The organism is Caulobacter segnis, assembly GCF_023935105.1.
GTDB classification, from domain to species: domain Bacteria; phylum Pseudomonadota; class Alphaproteobacteria; order Caulobacterales; family Caulobacteraceae; genus Caulobacter; species Caulobacter segnis_B.
The window spans coordinates 1571766-1588891 of sequence record NZ_CP096040.1; the positions used below are offsets into that span (position 1 = coordinate 1571766).

Consider the following 17126-nt stretch of genomic DNA (forward strand, 5'->3'; position numbering starts at 1 on the left):
ATGGACTGTCTTTGTTATCGTCATCAATCGCGAGGGCGCTTGACCGGAACACGCGAGACCAAGGCCCCGAAGCGGCATGCGACGCCCAAGGCGGACAAGCCGGCGCGGCCCATCACCATCCACGACGTGGCGCGCCATGCCGGGGTCGGCTCGATGACGGTCTCCCGGGTGATCCGGGGCGCGGCCAATGTCAGCCCGGCGATGCGCGAGAAGGTCGAGGCGGCGGTCAGCGTGCTGAACTACCAGGTCAATGTCGCGGCCCGGGCCACGCGCTCGCAGTCGACGGCGGCGCGGATCGGCATCCTCTATTCGAACCCCTCGGCCTCGTACCTGTCCGAGATCATGGTCGGTGGGCTGGAGCAGAGCTCCAAGATGGCCGGGCACCTGCTGCTGGAGCGCTGCGAGGGTCTGGCGGGGCAGCAGGCCGCGGTCGAGCGGCTGCTGGCCTCGGGCGTGGACGGGGTGATCCTGCCGCCGCCGCTGTGCGACTCCCGACCGACCATCAACCGGCTGCTGGCGGAGGGCGTCACGGTGTTGGCCCTGGCCACGGCGCGGCCGATGGACGACGTCTCGTGCGTTCGGATCGACGACTACGCGGGCGCCTTGGCCATGACGCGGCGGCTGGTCGCCCTAGGCCACCGCGACATCGCCTTCATCAAGGGCGACCCGCTGCACACCCCGACCGAGGTCCGCTTCGAGGGCTTCTTGGCCGGCATGGCCGAGGCCGGGATCGCCATCCGCGACGACTGGGTGGCCGAGGGCCTCTTTACCTATCGCTCGGGCCTGGCGGCGGCCGAGACACTGCTGGACGGCGCGGCGCGGCCGACGGCGATCTTCGCCAGCAACGACGACATGGCCGCCGCCGCCTTGGCCGTGGCCCACGGTCGCCAGATCGCCGTGCCACGCGACCTGACCGTCTGCGGCTTCGACGACACGGCGGTGGCGACCACGGTCTGGCCCGAGCTGACCACCATCCACCAGCCGATCGCCGCCATGGGGCGCACGGCGGTGGCGCTGATCGCCGAGGAGATCCGGGCCCGCAAGGCCGGCGACGCGCCGGCCCCCAACCATCATCTGATGAAGTTCACCCTGATCGAGCGTGGCTCGTCGGGGCCTGTTCCAGAGCGCTGAGCTCTTCCAGCGACCACAGCCGCGCGGCCCCGCGCACACCCGAAGCGTCGCCCCAGACGGCCGGCGCTATCTTGGCGCGCCACTGGTCGGAGAAGACGCGCGGCGCGATCAGGGCCGGCAGACGGTCGTAGATCTCGGCGACGTTCGAGAGGCCACCGCCCAGCACGATCACATCCGGGTCGACGATGTTGCACAGCACGGCCACGGCGCGGCCCAGCCGGTCCAGAAACCGCTCGAAGGCGGCGGTCCCCTGCGGCTCACCGGCCCTGAAGCGCTCGATGATCGCCTCGCCGGGCAGGTCCTGACCGGCGGCCTGGCGGAAGTCGTGGCGCAGGCCCGTGCCCGAGATCCACATCTCCAGGCAGCCGCGCTGACCGCACCAGCAGGCCGGGCCCTCGCGTTCGTCGGCGGTGGGCCAGGGCAGGGGGATGTGGCCCCATTCGCCGGCGATGCCGTTCAGGCCCTCGATCAGCTTGCCGTCCACCGTCAGACCGCCGCCGCAGCCGGTGCCCAGGATGATGGCGAACGCGACCTTGGCGCCGGCGGCCGCACCGTCGACGGCCTCGGACAAGGCCAGGCAGTTGGCGTCGTTGGCCAGGCGCACGGACCGGCCCAGGGCCTCGGACAGGTCCTCGCGGAAGCGCCGGCCGTTCAGGTACAGCGAGTTGGCGTTGCGCATCATGCCGGTCGAGGGCGAGATCGAGCCCGGCGCGCCGATCCCCAAGGAGCCACGCTGGCCGACTTCGCGCTCCATCCGGGCCACGAGGTCGCCGACCAGGGCGATCGCCATGTCATAGGCGCCGGGGTTGGGCGCGCGGGCGCGGGCCAGCACTTGCCCCGAAGCGTCCAGGGCGGCGGCCTCGACCTTGGTGCCGCCGAAATCCACGCCGATCTGGATCACCAGTAGGGCTCCCAGACGCGGGTCAGGCGCACCAGCGCCTCGAGGAAGAAGTAGTCGCCCCAGAGGCAGGCCTCGTCGACGCCGACGCCCTTGGGCATGTGATAGACCGCGTGGGCCAGGACGCCGGTCCCGGGCGGGCCCTCGGGCAGCAGGTAGTGCTGGCCCAGCGTCTCGACCATGGCCAGGGCGGCGGCCTCGTAGGTCGCGCGGTCGGGATCGCCCAGCGGCAGGGCGCGGGCCAGCTCCAGCAGGCCGCAGGCGGCGATGGCGGCGGCGGAGCTGTCGCGCGGCTGGCTGTCGTCGGTGAAGACCAGGTCCCAGCAGCAGATCAGGTCATCCGGCAAGCGGTTGAGGAAGTAGTTGGCCAGCCGCGCGGCCGTGTCGATCAGCGCCGGATCGGCGTTGTAGCGATGGACCAGCGGGAAGCCCGAGACCCCCCAGGCCTGGCCCCGCGCCCAGCACGAGCTGTCGCTGAAGCCCTGGTGGGTCGTGCCGCGCAGCGGCGCGCCGGTGGCCGGGTCCATGAAGAAGGTGTGGAAGGTCGAGGCGTCGGGCCGGACGATGTGGCGCGCGGCCTGGTCGATGTGGCGGTTGGCGGCCTTGGCGTATTCGCGGTCGCCGGTCACCTCGGCCGCCCAGTAGAGCAGGGGGAGATTGAGGTTGCAGTCGATGATCATCCGGCCCGCCTCGGCCGGGTTGGAGAGGTCGCCCCAGGCCTGGATGATCCCTGCGGTCGGCAGGAAGCGGTCCAGCAGGGCGTCGGCGGCCTGGATGGCCGCATCGCGGGCGCAAGCGTCCCCGGTCACCTTCCAGGCCGCCACGCAAGATAGTGAATACAGGAAGCCCAGGTCGTGGTGGTCGACATTGATCCGGTGATCGATGCGATGCTTGAAGCTGCGCACCTGGCGTTCGGCCGCCGCGCGATAGCGCGCCTCGCCGCTGGCCTCGAAGGCTAGCCACAGCATCCCGGTCCAGAAGCCGTTGGTCCATTCGATGTTGTCGATGGCCGGATAGACGCCGCCCTCGCTGGAGGGGGCGGGGAAGGCGTCGGTGAAGACCGCCAGGTTGTCGTCGATCCGCGCCAGCACGGCGGCCAGGATGGCGTCCAGCCGAGCCCGGTCGAGGCGGGGACTGCGCAGGATCTCGGGGGCGCGAGCGATCGGCTCGCGAAGGGAAGCGGACATGCTCAGGAGACCTTGGCGCCAGCGGCGCGCGGCGTGGGAGACAGGCTGAACAGCGAGGCCAGCCAGAAGGCCGCCGCGCCCAGGGCGATCAGCAGGTAGGTGTGCGGGAAGCCGATCAGGTCGTAGCTCTTGCCGACGATCGGCGACAGGATGGTCAGGCCCAGCGAGTGGCCGAAGCTGACGCCCACCAGATAGAGGGTCGAGGCCAGGCGGGCCTCGAAGTGGAAGGCGATGTAGCGGAAGATCGACACGGCCAGGATCGGCAGCTCGATCGCGTGCAGCATCTTCATCGCCGAGATCGCCCATGGCCCGGTGACCAGGCCCGATCCGGTGATGCGTATGATCATGATCGCCGCCGCCAGCAGCAGGCCGCGCTTGGCCCCGATCCGGTTGACGATGAACGGGGCCACGAACAGCATCCCCGCCTCGACGAAGATCTGCGCCGAATTGAGGTAGCCGAACATCGCCGCGCCCTGTTTCGGATCGGCGAATTGCGCGGCGTAGTAGGCGGGGAACTGCTGGTCGTAGACCAAATAGAGGTTGGTCACCCCAAGGATGAGCACCATGAAGCCCCAGAACTTGGGCAGCTTCAGGATGGCCAGGGCGTCCGCGAGCCTGAGGTTGTCGGAGCTGCGGCGCTCGTCGTCGCTGGCCTCGATCTTGGTGATCGCCAGCAGCGGCAGCAGCAGCAGGCCCGCGACCGAGGCCAGGGCGAAGTTGATCATCGGGTCGATGTTGAACAGCCGGCCCGAGAAGAACGCCGCGAAGGCGAAGCCCAGCGAGCCCCACAGGCGGGCGCGGCTGTATTCGAAGCCGTACTTGCGGCCCACGCGGTCGACATACGACTCGATCGCGAAGCTGCCGGCCGAGAAGGTGACGCCCAGATAGACCCCGCCGACGATCGCGCCGAGCAGCAGGTTTACCTTGAGCAGCGGGCCGTAGACGAAGGCGAAGAAGGCGCCCGACATCAGGACCAGCACACCGACCGTCCAGAGGATGGTCTTGCGCAGGCCCACCTTGTCCGAGACGAAGCCGTAGATCGGCTGCGAGGCCATGGCGAAGAACGAGTTGGCCGCGAACACGACGCCCGTCTGGGCGCCGGTCAGATTCAGGGTGGTCTTGAGCCACAGGGCCAGCAGCGAGATGCTCATGGCCTGGGCGAAAAAGTACAGGAACAGGAAGGCGCTGAGCAGCGCGTAGTTCTTTTTCAAACCCATGGCCTGGCGTCTCCCCTCGTCCGGGAATGGGCCGCTGCTTTGGCGGCCGGATTCCAGATCGAACCCTTCGCTCATAGATCAACCTGATAACGATACCAACAAAAATCGCCTGTCGGATGGCGCTTTTCAGAAGGCTTGCAAGGAAAATATGATATCGATATCAAGCTATCGTCCTCCGGGACACCCTCCCTGCATGAGGCTGAGTAAGCCGACGGGGCGTCGGCCGGTCCGACGCCCCTTCTTTTGTGGACTGGTGTCGTGGAGGCGGCCGGCCATCAACCTCGGGTGAGGCGGTGTCGACCGCTCGCTTGGGTCGCGCCTCACAAGTTTGTGATAACGATATCAGTTCGGCTCATTTGTCTGACTAATGGGCTTGCCAAGGTGGGATTGATAACGATATCAAAACGGCGCGGCCAGTAGAGCCGAGCGTATCGAACGGGTCCGGCGCGGCGCGCCCAAGGCTCGTCAGGGAGTGAAACCGGCGCGGATCCGCGCCCAGACTTTTCAACGGAAACACGCCGCGAGGCGAAACGCATTTGGAAGACTCGACGCCGGCCACAGAGTCGGCGCGTGTCTCACGGGAGGGGAGACCATGAAGACGCAAAACCAATATCGCCTCTGGCTGACGGCGTCCGCCGTCGCCCTGCTGGCCGCCAGCGCCACCCAGGCGCAAGCTCAAACTCCGGCCACGGCCGCCCCCAGCGACGCCGCCGTCGAGGAGGTGGTGGTCACCGGCATCCGCCAGAGCCTGCAGTCGGCCGTGCAGATGAAGAAGAACACCATGGAGGTGGTCGACTCCATCCGCGCCGAGGACATCGGCAAGCTGCCCGACCCCAACGTGGCCGAGACCCTGACCCGGATCCCGGGCGTGCAGGGCTATCGCTACGGCGGCGAGGGCGCCTCGCCGGTGGGCGTGGGCTCGGGCCTGACGATCCGGGGCCTGTCGGGCCAGACGGCCTCGCAGGTCGACGGCCGCTCGTATTTCACCGCCGGCGGCAGCGAGTTCAACATCGAGGGCGCCATCCCCGGCATGATCGCCGGCTTGGACGTCTACAAGAACCCCTCGGCCGAGCACATCGAGGGCGGCATCGGCGGCCTGATCGACATCAAGACCCGCAAGCCGCTGGACCTGCCCGATTTCTCGGGCAGCGCGGCGATCTCGGGCCGCTACAACGACATGGTCAAGTCGTGGCAGCCGGAATACTTCGCCCTGCTGTCGCAACGCTGGAACACCGGCGCCGGCGAGATGGGCCTGCTGCTGGCGGCCAACTACCAGAAGAGCTGGAACCGCTCGGACAACGCCCCGGGCCCTGGCGGCGCCAACCTGCGCCGGGTGATCCGCGCCGACAGCGCCGAGTACATCGGCAACGCCGCCTACAACCAGGCCTATGCCGGCCGCAGCGACGTCTCGTTCCTGGCCGATGTCGCCGATCCGCTGGCCCTCACGGCCGCCCAGCGCGCGGGCCTGGTCAACATGGCCGGCGTGCAGATCAACGTAAACGAGGAAGACATCCAGCGCACCCGCAAGGGCGTGTCGGGCGCCTTCCAGTGGAAGCCGCGCGCGGGCCTCGAGATCTATGTCGACGGCAACTACAACTCCTACCTCTACCACCAGGGCTATCGGTTCCTGAACGGCGCCGACAGCCGCTATGTCCAGGGTCTGCAGACCAGCGCCTTCAGCACCACCGAGGGCCTGACCAGCCGCAACCGCAACGGCGGCGAGGATGTCTCCCTGGCCGGCCAGCGCTTCGCCAGCGGCACGTTCCTGGGCTCCAGCTTCACCTCGACCGGCGGTGACGAACACCGCCTCTATGAAACCTACATCCTGGCCGGCGGGGCCAAGTGGGCGCCGACCGACGACCTGGATCTGAAGCTGGACGTCTCGTACGTGAAGGCCGACCAGGAGCAGGACAACCGTTCGGTGGCCATGGTCCCGCGCGCGGGTCTGACCTGGGACGTGACCCGCACCGTGGGCCTGCCGCAGAAGGTCGCGATCAGCGGTCCGTCGCTGTCGAACCCGGCCAACTGGGTGTTGGGGACCTACGCCAACGGCACCGAGAACATCTATGACGACGTGGGCTACGCCGCCCAATTCGACGGCAAGCTGCGGATCCACGACAGCGTCTTCGAGGCCGTGAAGTTCGGGGCGCGCTACTACCGGAAAAAGTCGCGCTTCTACAACTACTCCTACAGCGGCAAGAACCTGACGACCGACGGGCTGGGCCTGACGGCCAACCAGTCGAACGGCATCCTGGCCAGCAGCGTCCAGGATCTGGTCGCCGGCTCGCACACCAACTGGTTCGACGGCGAGGCCGGCTATTCCGGCGGCTTCCTGACCTTCAATCCCGACAGCCTGCTGGGCGACAATGTCCGCAACCGCTTCCCGCTGGCGGGCATACCGGCCGAGGACTCGATCCCCGAGGTGCTGCTGTCGCGCCGCAAGGCCGTCGAACAGACCTATGCCGGCTACGGCGTCGTCGACTTCGCGTTCCTGAACGACCGCATCCGCGGCAATGCCGGCGTTCGTGTCGTGCGCACCGAGCTGGACGCCCAGGCCCAGGTCACCGACTCCAGCAGCGGCGTGGCCGTGATCGTCCCGAACAACAAGACCAACAGCTATACCGACGTCCTGCCGACCCTGAACATCACCGGCTATATCCAGGACGACCTGCTACTGCGCTTCGGCTTCGGCAAGGGCATGACCCGTCCCAGCGTCGGCGACATCAACCCGACCGTCGTGGCCAACGTCACCAACGGCACGGGCTCGCAAGGCAACGCCAATCTGGCTCCGCTGCGCGCCACCAGCTACGACCTGTCGCTAGAGAAATACTTCAGCAAGTCGGCCTACGCCTCGGCGGCGGTGTTCTACAAGGACGTGGCGGGCTTCGCCCTGGGCGTCGAGAACTGTCAGACCGTGGCGACGGCGCCGGCCTATACCGGCGCCACGCCCAACAACTGCGCGACCGGCCAGTACCGGATCACCACCTCGGTCAACGCCGATCCCGGCTACGCCAAGGGCGTCGAACTCGCGGCCCAGACCTTCTTCGACTACGACTTTGTCCCGGACTTCCTGCACAATTTCGGGGTCCAGGGGTCGTACACCTGGGTCAAGACCGAGCTGCCGGTGCTGCTGTCGGGCGTGAAGGTCAATGTCCGCCAGCCGTTCCAGTCGGACCGCAACTGGAGCCTGGCCGGCCTCTACGAGAACAAGCGCGTCTCGGCCCGCCTCGTCTACACCTATCGCTCCGACTATGTGCTGTTCGGCGTCTCGGCCAACCCGATCGATGGCCGCTACCTGAAGGGCTACGGCCTGCTGGACGCCTCGGTGAACATCAACCTGCGTGACGACCTCTCGCTGTCGGTCACGGCCTCGAACCTGACCAACAAGGCGCCCATCCGCTACGTCGGCGAGCCGGGTAACGGCTACGACACCGACATCCTGCGCCAGTACTTCATGAACGGCCGGATCTACGGCCTGAGCCTTCGTTACAAGTTCGGCGGCTGATCCTTTCGGCGCCACACCTCCCCCCTGCGGGCGTCGTCTTCGGACGGCGCCCTTCTTTTTTGGGTGTAACTCGGAAATGGGCGTCCGCACTCGCGCTTAAGGCGATCCTTACGATGCGAATCGTAGGCCTATGGAAAAGCGCCTCCCCAGTGGAGGCAGGGTTGGCGGGACCCGCATGTTGAAGAGGCCGACGGACGTCACCCAGCTCGACGGGCTGGTGCGCTATTCGCGTGGCGTGGCCTTGTCACGCCTGGCGCTGGTCGCCTGTTTCGTCCTGCTGCTGCTGATGTTCACGCCCTGGCGGATGGCCGGCCTGGGGGTTCTGGAGTTCGGTCTCTACTTCGCGCTGTTCCTGGCCACCGAGCTGGCCCTGCGCGATCCGGATCCGGAACGGGCGCACCGACGCCTGGCCCTGCAGTCGGACGTCCTGATGTTCCTGTTGGTCACCAATGCCTGCTGGCTGGCCACGCAGATCCGGCTCTACGAGGGACCTCAGTTGCAGGTCGAGGCCGCGTTGCTGGCGATCTGCGTGCTGCTGTTCGCTGCCTTGCGGGTGCATCTGACCCGGGTCAGCTACCTGATCGGCGTGGTCCCGCCGTCCCTGACCCTGATCTGGATCGCCATCGACTGGAGCGATCCGTTCCGGCTCAGCCACTACACGCTGGCCATGGCGCTGTTCGTGGCGGCGGTGCTGGTGGTGACGGCGCGGCAGCAGGCGACGGACCGGGCCCTGACCAGAGCCCTGCGCGACCTGACCCGCAATCATGTAGCTCTGACCCAGGCGATGCATGAGAGCCGCGCGGCCAACCGCGCCAAGAGCGAGCTGCTGGCCGTGGCCAGCCACGAGATCCGCACGCCGCTGAACGCCATACTCGGCTTTGCCCGCGCCCTGAAGGGCGAGAGCCTGACCCCGCGCCAGGCGGATCTGGCCGAAAGCGTCGTGGAAAGCGGCGAGCAGCTGACCCGGCTGCTGAACGGTGTCCTCGACCAGGCCCGGGCGGACCCGCTGCGGGCCAAGCTGGACCTCGCGCCGCTGGACCTGCGGGCCCTGGCGCGGTCGGTGGTGCGGGTGTGGAACGGCCACGCCCGCGCGATCGGCGTCACCCTGACTCTGGAGGACGCGGACCCGACCCTGTCGTTCCTGGTGGTCGCCGACCTGGTGCGGGTGGAGCAGACGCTGGTCAACCTCGTCTCCAACGCCCTGGGCGCGGTGTCGGCGGGCGGACGCGTCACCCTGCGTCTGGCGGGCGTCGTCGAGGGCGAGGCCTTGCGCGTGCTGGTCGAGGTCGCCGACACCGGCCCACCGATTCCGGCGGAGGATCGCGCGCGGGTGTTCGAGGCCTGGGACCAGACCGAGCGCGGCCGCGTTCAGGGCGGCACCGGCGCGGGTCTGCGGGTTTGCGCCCAGAACCTGGCGTTGATGGGGGGCGAAATCGCGGTCGATCCGCCCAACGCGACCCTGGCCGTCGCCCAGGGCGGGCGGGGCGGGGCGGTGTTCTGGTTCGCCTTCGCCGCGCCGATCCATCGTCCCCGGCCCGCGCCTGTCCCGTTAGACAGAACCGGCCGTGACGAGATCCGGGTGCTGGCGGCGGAGGACAACGCCGCCAATCGCAAGGTGCTGGCGCTGGCGCTGGAGAACGCGCCCGTGGCCCTGACCTTCGCCGAGGACGGGGCGTTGGCCCTGGACCTGTGGCGCGGGGGCGTCTTCGACCTGATCCTGATGGATGTGAACATGCCGGTGCTGGGCGGGCGCGAGGCGGTGCGCGAGATCCGTCGCGTCGAGCCGGCCGGGACCCGGATCCCGATCTGGATGCTGACCGCCAACGTCTTTCCCGAGGATGTCGTCCGCTATCGCGAGGACGGCGCCGACGGCGTGCTGCGCAAGCCGCTGGACGTGGCGGCGCTGTACGCTCTGTTGGCCGAGATCGCCCAGAAGCGGATGGCCGACGCCTGAAGCGGCGCTTGTCTTAATTGTACGATAAATGATAGTCCCCGCCTTGCGACGCCTTCGAAGCGATCGCGACGGAGGAAACATGACCCCCCAGCGCTCGAACGCCCGCGCCTCGCTGATCGCCCTCTCGCTGGCGGCTTTGCTGGCCTCGCCCGTGCATGCAGCGCCCCAAACCTACCTGGGCGTGGACATCTCCTACGCCAACGAGATGGAAGACTGCGGAGCGGTCTATCGCGCGGGTGGCAAGACGGTCGAGCCCTACGCCTTCTTCAAGTCGGCCGGAGCCAATGTCGCGCGGATCCGGATCTGGAACGACCCGGACTGGACGCCGTATTCGAACCTGAAGGACGTCAAGCGCAGCATCGCCAAGGCCCGCAAGGCCGGCCTGCAAGTGCTGCTGGACTTCCACTATTCCGACGACTGGGCCGACGGCGACAAGCAGATCGCGCCCAGGGCCTGGGCCAGGCTGTCGACGCCGGATCAGGCCAAGGCGCTGTACGCCTTCACCCGGAACACCCTGGCCGAGCTGGATCGCGAGGGGCTGATGCCCGACCTTGTCCAGGTGGGCAACGAGACCAACGGTGAGATCGTCTCCAGCCTGGCCAAGGCCAAGGAGCCGATCAATTGGGACCGCAACGCCTTGCTGTTCAACGCCGGGATCAAGGCCGTGCGCGACGCCGGCGCGGCCTCGGCGATCAAGCCGCGGATCATGCTGCACATCGCCCAGCCCGAGAACGTCGAGCCCTGGTTCGCGGCGGCGGAAAAGGCCGGCGTCACCGACTTCGACCTGATCGGGATCAGCTACTACAGCAAGTGGTCCAAGCGCTCGATGGCGCAGCTGGGCCAGACCATCAACCGCCTGCGTCACCTGTACTCGGCCGACGTGCTGGTGGTCGAGACGGCCTATCCGTTCACCAATGACGGCGCCGACAGCTCGCCCAACCTGTTGGGCGCCGACTCGCTGATCGCCGGCTATCCGGCCACCCCGGCGGGCCAGAAGAAGTACCTGACCGACCTGACCCAGCTGGTCTACGCCAATGGCGGGGTCGGGGTGGTCTATTGGGAGCCGGCCTGGCTCTCGACCAAGTGCAAGACCCGCTGGGGCCAGGGCTCCAATTGGGAGAACGCGGCCCTGTTCGACTTCAAGGGCCAGGCCCTGGAAGGCGTCGACTGGCTGAAGGCGCCCTACGTCATGCCCATGGACGTCACCTTCCGCGTCGTCGCCCACGGCGAGGCCGCGCGCTTCATCGACGGCGACTTCCTGGGCGGGGTCGGTCCGCGTCCGATGACGCTGGAGAACGGCGCCTGGACCTATCGCACCCGGCTGATGCCCGGCGCTTCGGTGACGGCCGCCACGGCGACCGACCCGGCGACCGTCGGCGACGCCCAGGCCGAGGCGGCGATCGTGGGGAAGGGCGCGACGGTCATTCCACTGAAATGACAGCGCTTGTCTTATGCGATTGATATGATAAATGGAACCCGTGGCGCTCGCGGGAGCGCCTGACGCGATTCCGCGTCGCCACAAGGCAGTCGCGCCATCCACGAAGCGCGACGCCGTTCTCATTCAGGGGGAACTCACATGACTCGTCATGCCATTCTGCTCGCCGCTGTCAGCGGCATCGCTCTGACGTCGGCCGCAGGCGTCCACGCCCAAACCACCGAAAGCTCGCAGGTCGAGGAAGTCGTCGTCACCGGCGTCCGCAAAAGCCTGCGCGACGCCTTGGCCGTAAAGCAGGGCTCCGACAAGGTCGTCGAAGCCATCTCGGCCAAGGACATCGGCGTCCTGCCCGACGTGACCATCGCCGAGTCCATCGCCCGCCTGCCGGGCGTCAACGCCACGCGCGACCGCGGCAACGACAGCCAGGCGGTCGTCCGGGGCCTGGGCGCGCGCCTGGTGCTGGGCACCATCAACAACCGCGAGGTCGCCTCGTCGGAACCCGACCGCAACGTCCGCTGGGAGATCTATCCTTCCGAAGTCGTCTCGGGCGTCGAGGTCTACAAGTCGCAGTCGGCCGACCTGATCGCCGGCGGCGTCGCCGCGACCATCAACATCAACACCATCGCTCCGCTGGACTATCGCGGCCCCGAGTTCGTGCTGCGCGCCGGCCCGGTGTTCTATGACGGCGGCAAGGACATCCCGAACTACAAGACGACCGGCTATCGCGGCTCGGGTTCGTGGGTCCACAAGCTGAACGACGACCTGGCCGTCGTCGTCGGCGTCACCGCCCAGCGCCAGAAGAACGGCTATGGCTCGTTCACGGGCTGGGGCTACAACGACAGCAACGCGCGTCCGCCCGCCGGGGCCAGCGACTACAGCAGCGACGTCAATCATGACGGCAAGGTCGACTACACGCCCTGGGGCGCGCAGATGTCGGCCAGCCGCATCGACCAGAAGCGCACCGGGATCTCCGGCGGCCTGCAGTACAAGCCGACCGACCATTTCGAGCTGAAGGCCGACGCCCTCTATTCGAAGATCAAGATCATCGAGGTCCAGGACCAGACCGTCTGGGGCGCCAACAACTGGGGCAACTGGAACACCGGCACGGGCAACATCGGCTGGAACGACGGCGTCTACAACGCGCCGGGCGCGTCCTACACGCTGATCAACAACGCCGTCGTGGCCGCCCGCCTGCCGTTCAGCTCGGTGCAGACCGTGCTGGCCAAGTACAGCGAGGACAAGGACCTGTTCGCCGGCGGCCTGAACGGCAAGTGGACCGGCGACCAATGGACCGTCACCGGCGACGTCTCGTACTCGAAGGCCAAGCGGACCAACACCTGGAAGGCCGTGCGCTTCGAAGCCTGGCCGGACTGGACGTCCTTCGACTGGCGGGCCGGCGTGACGCCGACGATCACCACCAGCCAGGAGAGCATCAAGCTCAGCCAGACGGCGGACCTGGCCGGCTCGCATGACGGCCCCGAACACCTGAACGACGAACTGAAGGCCGCGGCCCTGGACTTCACCCGCGACTTCGGCGGTGACGGCTTCTTCAAGAGCGTGCAGTTCGGCGTCCGGGCTTCGGACCGCACCAAGGACCATGTCAGCTTCAGCTTCGCCCCGTCGGCCACCGGCGCGACGATCCCGACCAACCTGCTGACCGCCTACACGCTCAGCGGCGGCGCCAACGTCCCGGCGCTGCTGACCGGCGACATCGACAAGATCGCCGTGGTCGCCTACGGCGCCAACGCCTTCGACGTCTCCAAGGCGACCGAAGAACTGGCCGAGCGCTGGTCGGTCAACGAGAAGGTCTACGAAGGCTACGCCAAGCTGAACTTCGCGGGCGACAGCGTCGGCGGTTCGTGGGTTTCCGGCAATGTCGGCGCGCGCGTGGTGCACACCGAGACCAGCAGCGACGGCATGCAGCAGGACACCGCAAGCGCCTTCAAGGCCGTGACGGTCGACAACGACTACACCGACATCCTGCCCTCGGCGAACGCCAAGTTCGACTTCGGCGATGGCAAGATCGTCCGCCTGGGCCTGGCCAAGGTGATCGCGCGTCCGCCGCTGGACGAACTGCGCGCCAGCCGCACCCTGGCCAATTGGTCGCCGTGGACCGGCAGCGCCGGCAATCCCAAGCTGAAGCCGTTCGAGGCCATCCAGTTCGACGCCTCGGCCGAATATTACTTCCGTCCCGAAGCCCTGGTGGCGCTGTCCTACTACTACAAGGACGTCGACAGCTATATCGGCTGGAAGCAGACGCCGGCTACCTTCGGCGGCCAGACCTATACGGTCGCCAGCCCGGCCAACGGCGGCAGCGGCTACATCCAGGGCGTCGAGCTGACGTTCCAGACGCCGTTCTTCTTCCTGCCGGGCCCGCTCAGCAAGTTCGGCATCTATTCGAACTACGCCTTCGTGGACTCGGACCTGAAGGAGTTCTCGCCGGCCAACAATCCGCTGCGGATGACGGGCCTGGCCAAGAACACCGCCACGGTCGACCTGTGGTACGCCAACGGCCCGATCGAGGCGCGCCTGGGCTGGAAGTACCACTCGCCGATGACGGTCATCTACGGCTGGAACGGCTCGGACCTGCAGACCCTGGAGAGCGAGAAGACCCTCGACTTCAGCTCCTCGTACAAGATCAACGAGGCCTTCAGCGTCCGCTTCCAGGTCAACAACCTGACCAATGAAGCGCTGCGGATGTACCGCGACAACGATCCCAACCGGATCGGCCGCTACGACAGCTACGGCCGTCGCTACCTGGTCGACTTCACGGTCAAGTTCTAGCCCGACGCCCGATCCCGCCGGCATTCGCCGGAGGATCGGGCAAGGCAAAACTCTAGGGCGTCACTTCCTCCCCGACGTTCCTTGCGCTGGGGGAGGGGGCCTTTGCCTCCTCCCCTTCTTTTTGAGTTCGTGAGAGGCTTTCCCGATGCAGATCAATCGACGTCAGGCCCTGGCCGCCACGGCCGGCGCGGCGATGCTGGCCCGCTCGGGCGCCGCCGCCTCTCAAATCGCTCCAGTCGCCGCCATCGACCTAGGCCCGCGCGAACGGATCTCCCTGGACTTCGACTGGCGCTTCGCCCTGGGCCATGCCTCGGATCCCGACAAGGACTTCGGCTTCGGGGCCAACCAGCGCACCTACGCCAAGCAAGGGGCCAGCGCCCCCAGCTGGTGGGTGGCCGCCGCCGCCCAGAAGGACTTCGACGACAGCACTTGGAAGCCGGTGACGCTGCCGCACGACTGGGCCGTCGAGCTGCCGTTCGCCAACAACCCCGACTACAAGCCCTCGGGCAAGCCCGACGACGAGGATCTGCGGGCAGCCCATGGCTACAAGGCGCTGGGTCGCGAATTCCCTGAAAACAGCGTCGGCTGGTATCGCAAGGCCTTCACCCTGCCGGCCAGCGACGCCGGCAAGAGGGTGTCGATCGAGTTCGACGGCGCGTTCCGCGACGCCCTGGTGATCGTCAACGGCTACATCCTGGAGCGCGAGGACAGCGGCTATTCGCCGTTCCGCGTCGACATCACCGACATCGCCAATGTCGGCGGCGACAACTGGCTGACCGTCCGCGTCGACGCCAGCCTGGGCGAGGGCTGGTTCTACGAAGGGGCGGGCCTCTATCGCCACGTCTGGCTGGTGAAGACCGCGCCGGTCCACGTGCCGCAGTGGGGCGTCTTCGTCCGCGCCAAGGTCGACGGCACGGTCCAGATCGACACCGACCTGGTCAACGAGTCCGATGCCAGCCAGGCGTTCGAGGTCTCGCACGCGGTGCTGGACGCCGCCGGCAAGCCCGTCCTGGCCGTCGCCCCCGCCGCCGACCGCATCCCCGCCTGGGAGCGCGTGAGCCTGTCGCAGACCGTGACCCTGTCCAACCCGATCCTGTGGTCGCTGGAAAACCCGCACCTGTACACGCTGGTCACAGAGACCAAGGTCGGCGGCGCGGTGGTTGACCGGTTCGTCACCCGCTTTGGCGTCCGCGCGATCCGGTTCGACGCCCAGAAAGGCTTCTTCCTCAACGACAAGCCGGTGAAGCTGAAGGGCAGCTGCAACCATCAGGACCACGCGGGCGTCGGCGCGGCGATCCCGGACGCGCTGCAGGTCTGGCGGCTGGAGCAACTGAAGTCGATGGGCAACAACGCCTATCGCGCCTCGCACAATCCGCCGACGCCCGAGCTGCTGGACGCCTGCGACCGCCTGGGCATCCTGGTCATCGACGAGACCCGCCGGATGTCCAGCGATCCCACCTCGATGGACGAGCTGGAGCGCCTGGTCCGCCGCGACCGCAACCACCCGTCCGTCATCCTGTGGTCGATCGGCAACGAGGAGCCGCAACAGGGCACGGCCCGCGGCGCCAAGGTCGCCACCACCATGAAGCGGTTGGTCAATCGCCTGGACCCGACGCGCCTAGTCACCGCGGCCATGGACAACGGCTTCGGCGAGGGCATCAGCACCGTCATCGACGTGCAGGGTTTCAACTATCGCCACGAGAAGATGGACGACTTCCACGCCCGTTTCCCGAACACGCCGATCATCGGCACCGAGAGCGCCAGCGTGGTGACTACGCGCGGCGAGTACGCCCGCGACGAGGCCAAGAGCTACGTGCCCGCCTACGACACCGACCATCCGTGGTGGGCGACGACGGCCGAGAAATGGTGGAGCCACGCCGCCGACCGACCGTGGATGGCGGGCGGCTTCATCTGGACCGGCTTCGACTATCGCGGCGAACCGACGCCGTTCAACCGCTGGCCCAGCATCAGCTCGCACTTCGGGGCCTTCGACACCTGCGGTTTTCCGAAGGACAACTATTACTACTACCGCGCCTGGTGGCGGCCGGAGCCGCTGCTGCACCTGTTGCCGCACTGGAACTGGGAGGGCCGCGAGGGTCAGCCGATCGCGGTCTGGGCGCACAGCAACTGCGACAAGGTCGAGCTCTTCCTGAACGGCAAGAGCCAGGGCGTGCGCGCGGTTCAGCCCAACCAGCACGTCGAATGGTCAGTGCCTTACGCGCCCGGCGTGATCGAGGCGCACGGCTACAAGGGCGGCAAGGTGATCCTGCGCGAACGTCGCGAGACGGCCGGCGCGCCCGCCGCCCTGCGCCTGACCGCCGACCGTCCGAAGCTGAAGGCCGACGGCCAGGACGTGGCGATCCTCAAGGTCGAGGTGCTGGACGCCAAGGGCCGCCCGGTCCCGCGCGCCGACACCCTGGTGCGCTTCGAGATCTCGGGCGCGGCCGACCTGATCGGCGTCGGCAACGGCAATCCGACCAGCCACGAGCCCGACGTGGCGTCCCAGAGGAAGGCTTTCAACGGTCTGCTCCAGGCCATTGTCCGCACCCGACGGAATCAGGCCGGGCGGGCGAGGGTGGTCGCGGTGGCCGACGGCCTGAAGAGCGCCGGCTTGGATCTCACATTCGGTTGATCCGGTTCTGACGCGCCGCACGCGTCATCGATGAAAATCCCGCGCGCGGGAGGGGCGGCGGCCAGCGTCAAGCTGGCCGCCGTCGTGCTTTTCCGTGCGCGGAAACCGGTTTCCGTAGCGATTTATAACGCAACCTTGAGCTGCTTAGGGGAATACGGCGCCTTTGCGGCGCTGCAAAATCGACCCCGAGAGACCCTCATTTGTCATAAAAATCATCCCAAAATGGCCTTGAAAAATAATTGCTAGCGCTGTCAATTGGTCATTGCGGCGGTCGGCGACCGATGTTACCGCTAACTGGTCTCTCGTGCATTGGTTGTTCGCCAGTCGCGGGAACGGGAAGAGCGGCCGGGAAATGCTTCCGGCTCGTAACAATAAACATCGCC

The 17126-nt window shown here is 67.5% G+C and carries 9 protein-coding genes; 6 read left to right on the forward strand and 3 right to left on the reverse strand.

All coding sequences use genetic code 11. The features are described from left to right. Positions 1-39: 39 nt before the first annotated feature. A complete protein-coding gene (locus MZV50_RS07690) occupies positions 40-1131 on the forward strand; it encodes a LacI family DNA-binding transcriptional regulator (RefSeq protein WP_252633830.1) in 1092 nt (363 codons plus the stop codon). On the opposite strand, the gene MZV50_RS07695 is transcribed toward MZV50_RS07690, so the two are convergent. From MZV50_RS07695 to MZV50_RS07705, 3 genes are read right to left on the reverse strand one after another with little or no spacing between them, the layout of a single operon-like run. Further along, the gene (locus MZV50_RS07695) at positions 1085-2032 is read right to left on the reverse strand and encodes an ROK family protein (protein WP_252633831.1); all 948 of its coding nucleotides are present in this window, start codon (positions 2030-2032) and stop codon (positions 1085-1087) included. The genes MZV50_RS07690 and MZV50_RS07695 overlap by 47 nt on opposite strands. Next, a complete protein-coding gene (locus MZV50_RS07700; protein ID WP_252633833.1) occupies positions 2029-3216 on the reverse strand; it encodes a glycoside hydrolase family 88 protein in 1188 nt (395 codons plus the stop codon). Before MZV50_RS07700 ends, MZV50_RS07695 begins: the two co-directional genes overlap by 4 nt. 2 nt (positions 3217-3218) lie before the next feature. Beyond that, the gene (locus tag MZV50_RS07705) at positions 3219-4433 is read right to left on the reverse strand and encodes an oligosaccharide MFS transporter (protein ID WP_252633834.1); all 1215 of its coding nucleotides are present in this window, start codon (positions 4431-4433) and stop codon (positions 3219-3221) included. Positions 4434-5025: 592 nt separating this feature from the next. Between MZV50_RS07705 and MZV50_RS07710 the strand changes: the two genes are divergently transcribed. The 5 genes from MZV50_RS07710 to galA all read left to right on the forward strand — a co-directional run bounded on the left by MZV50_RS07710 (position 5026) and on the right by galA (position 16743). Continuing rightward, a complete protein-coding gene (locus tag MZV50_RS07710) occupies positions 5026-7938 on the forward strand; it encodes a TonB-dependent receptor (protein ID WP_252633835.1) in 2913 nt (970 codons plus the stop codon). A 175-nt stretch (positions 7939-8113) separates the two neighbouring features. Next, positions 8114-9892, forward strand: coding sequence for a response regulator (locus MZV50_RS07715; protein WP_252633836.1), 1779 nt, complete (start codon positions 8114-8116; stop codon positions 9890-9892). Positions 9893-9971: 79 nt separating this feature from the next. Continuing rightward, the gene (locus tag MZV50_RS07720) at positions 9972-11330 is read left to right on the forward strand and encodes a glycosyl hydrolase 53 family protein (RefSeq protein WP_252633838.1); all 1359 of its coding nucleotides are present in this window, start codon (positions 9972-9974) and stop codon (positions 11328-11330) included. Between the two features lie 138 nt (positions 11331-11468). Then, positions 11469-14111, forward strand: a complete 2643-nt coding sequence (locus MZV50_RS07725; protein ID WP_252633839.1) for a TonB-dependent receptor — start codon at positions 11469-11471, stop codon at positions 14109-14111. A gap of 145 nt (positions 14112-14256) precedes the next feature. After that, positions 14257-16743 carry a beta-galactosidase GalA gene (gene galA / locus MZV50_RS07730; protein ID WP_252633840.1) on the forward strand — a complete coding sequence of 829 codons (2487 nt, stop codon included), beginning with the start codon at positions 14257-14259 and terminating at the stop codon, positions 16741-16743. The last annotated feature ends 383 nt before the right edge of the window (positions 16744-17126 follow it).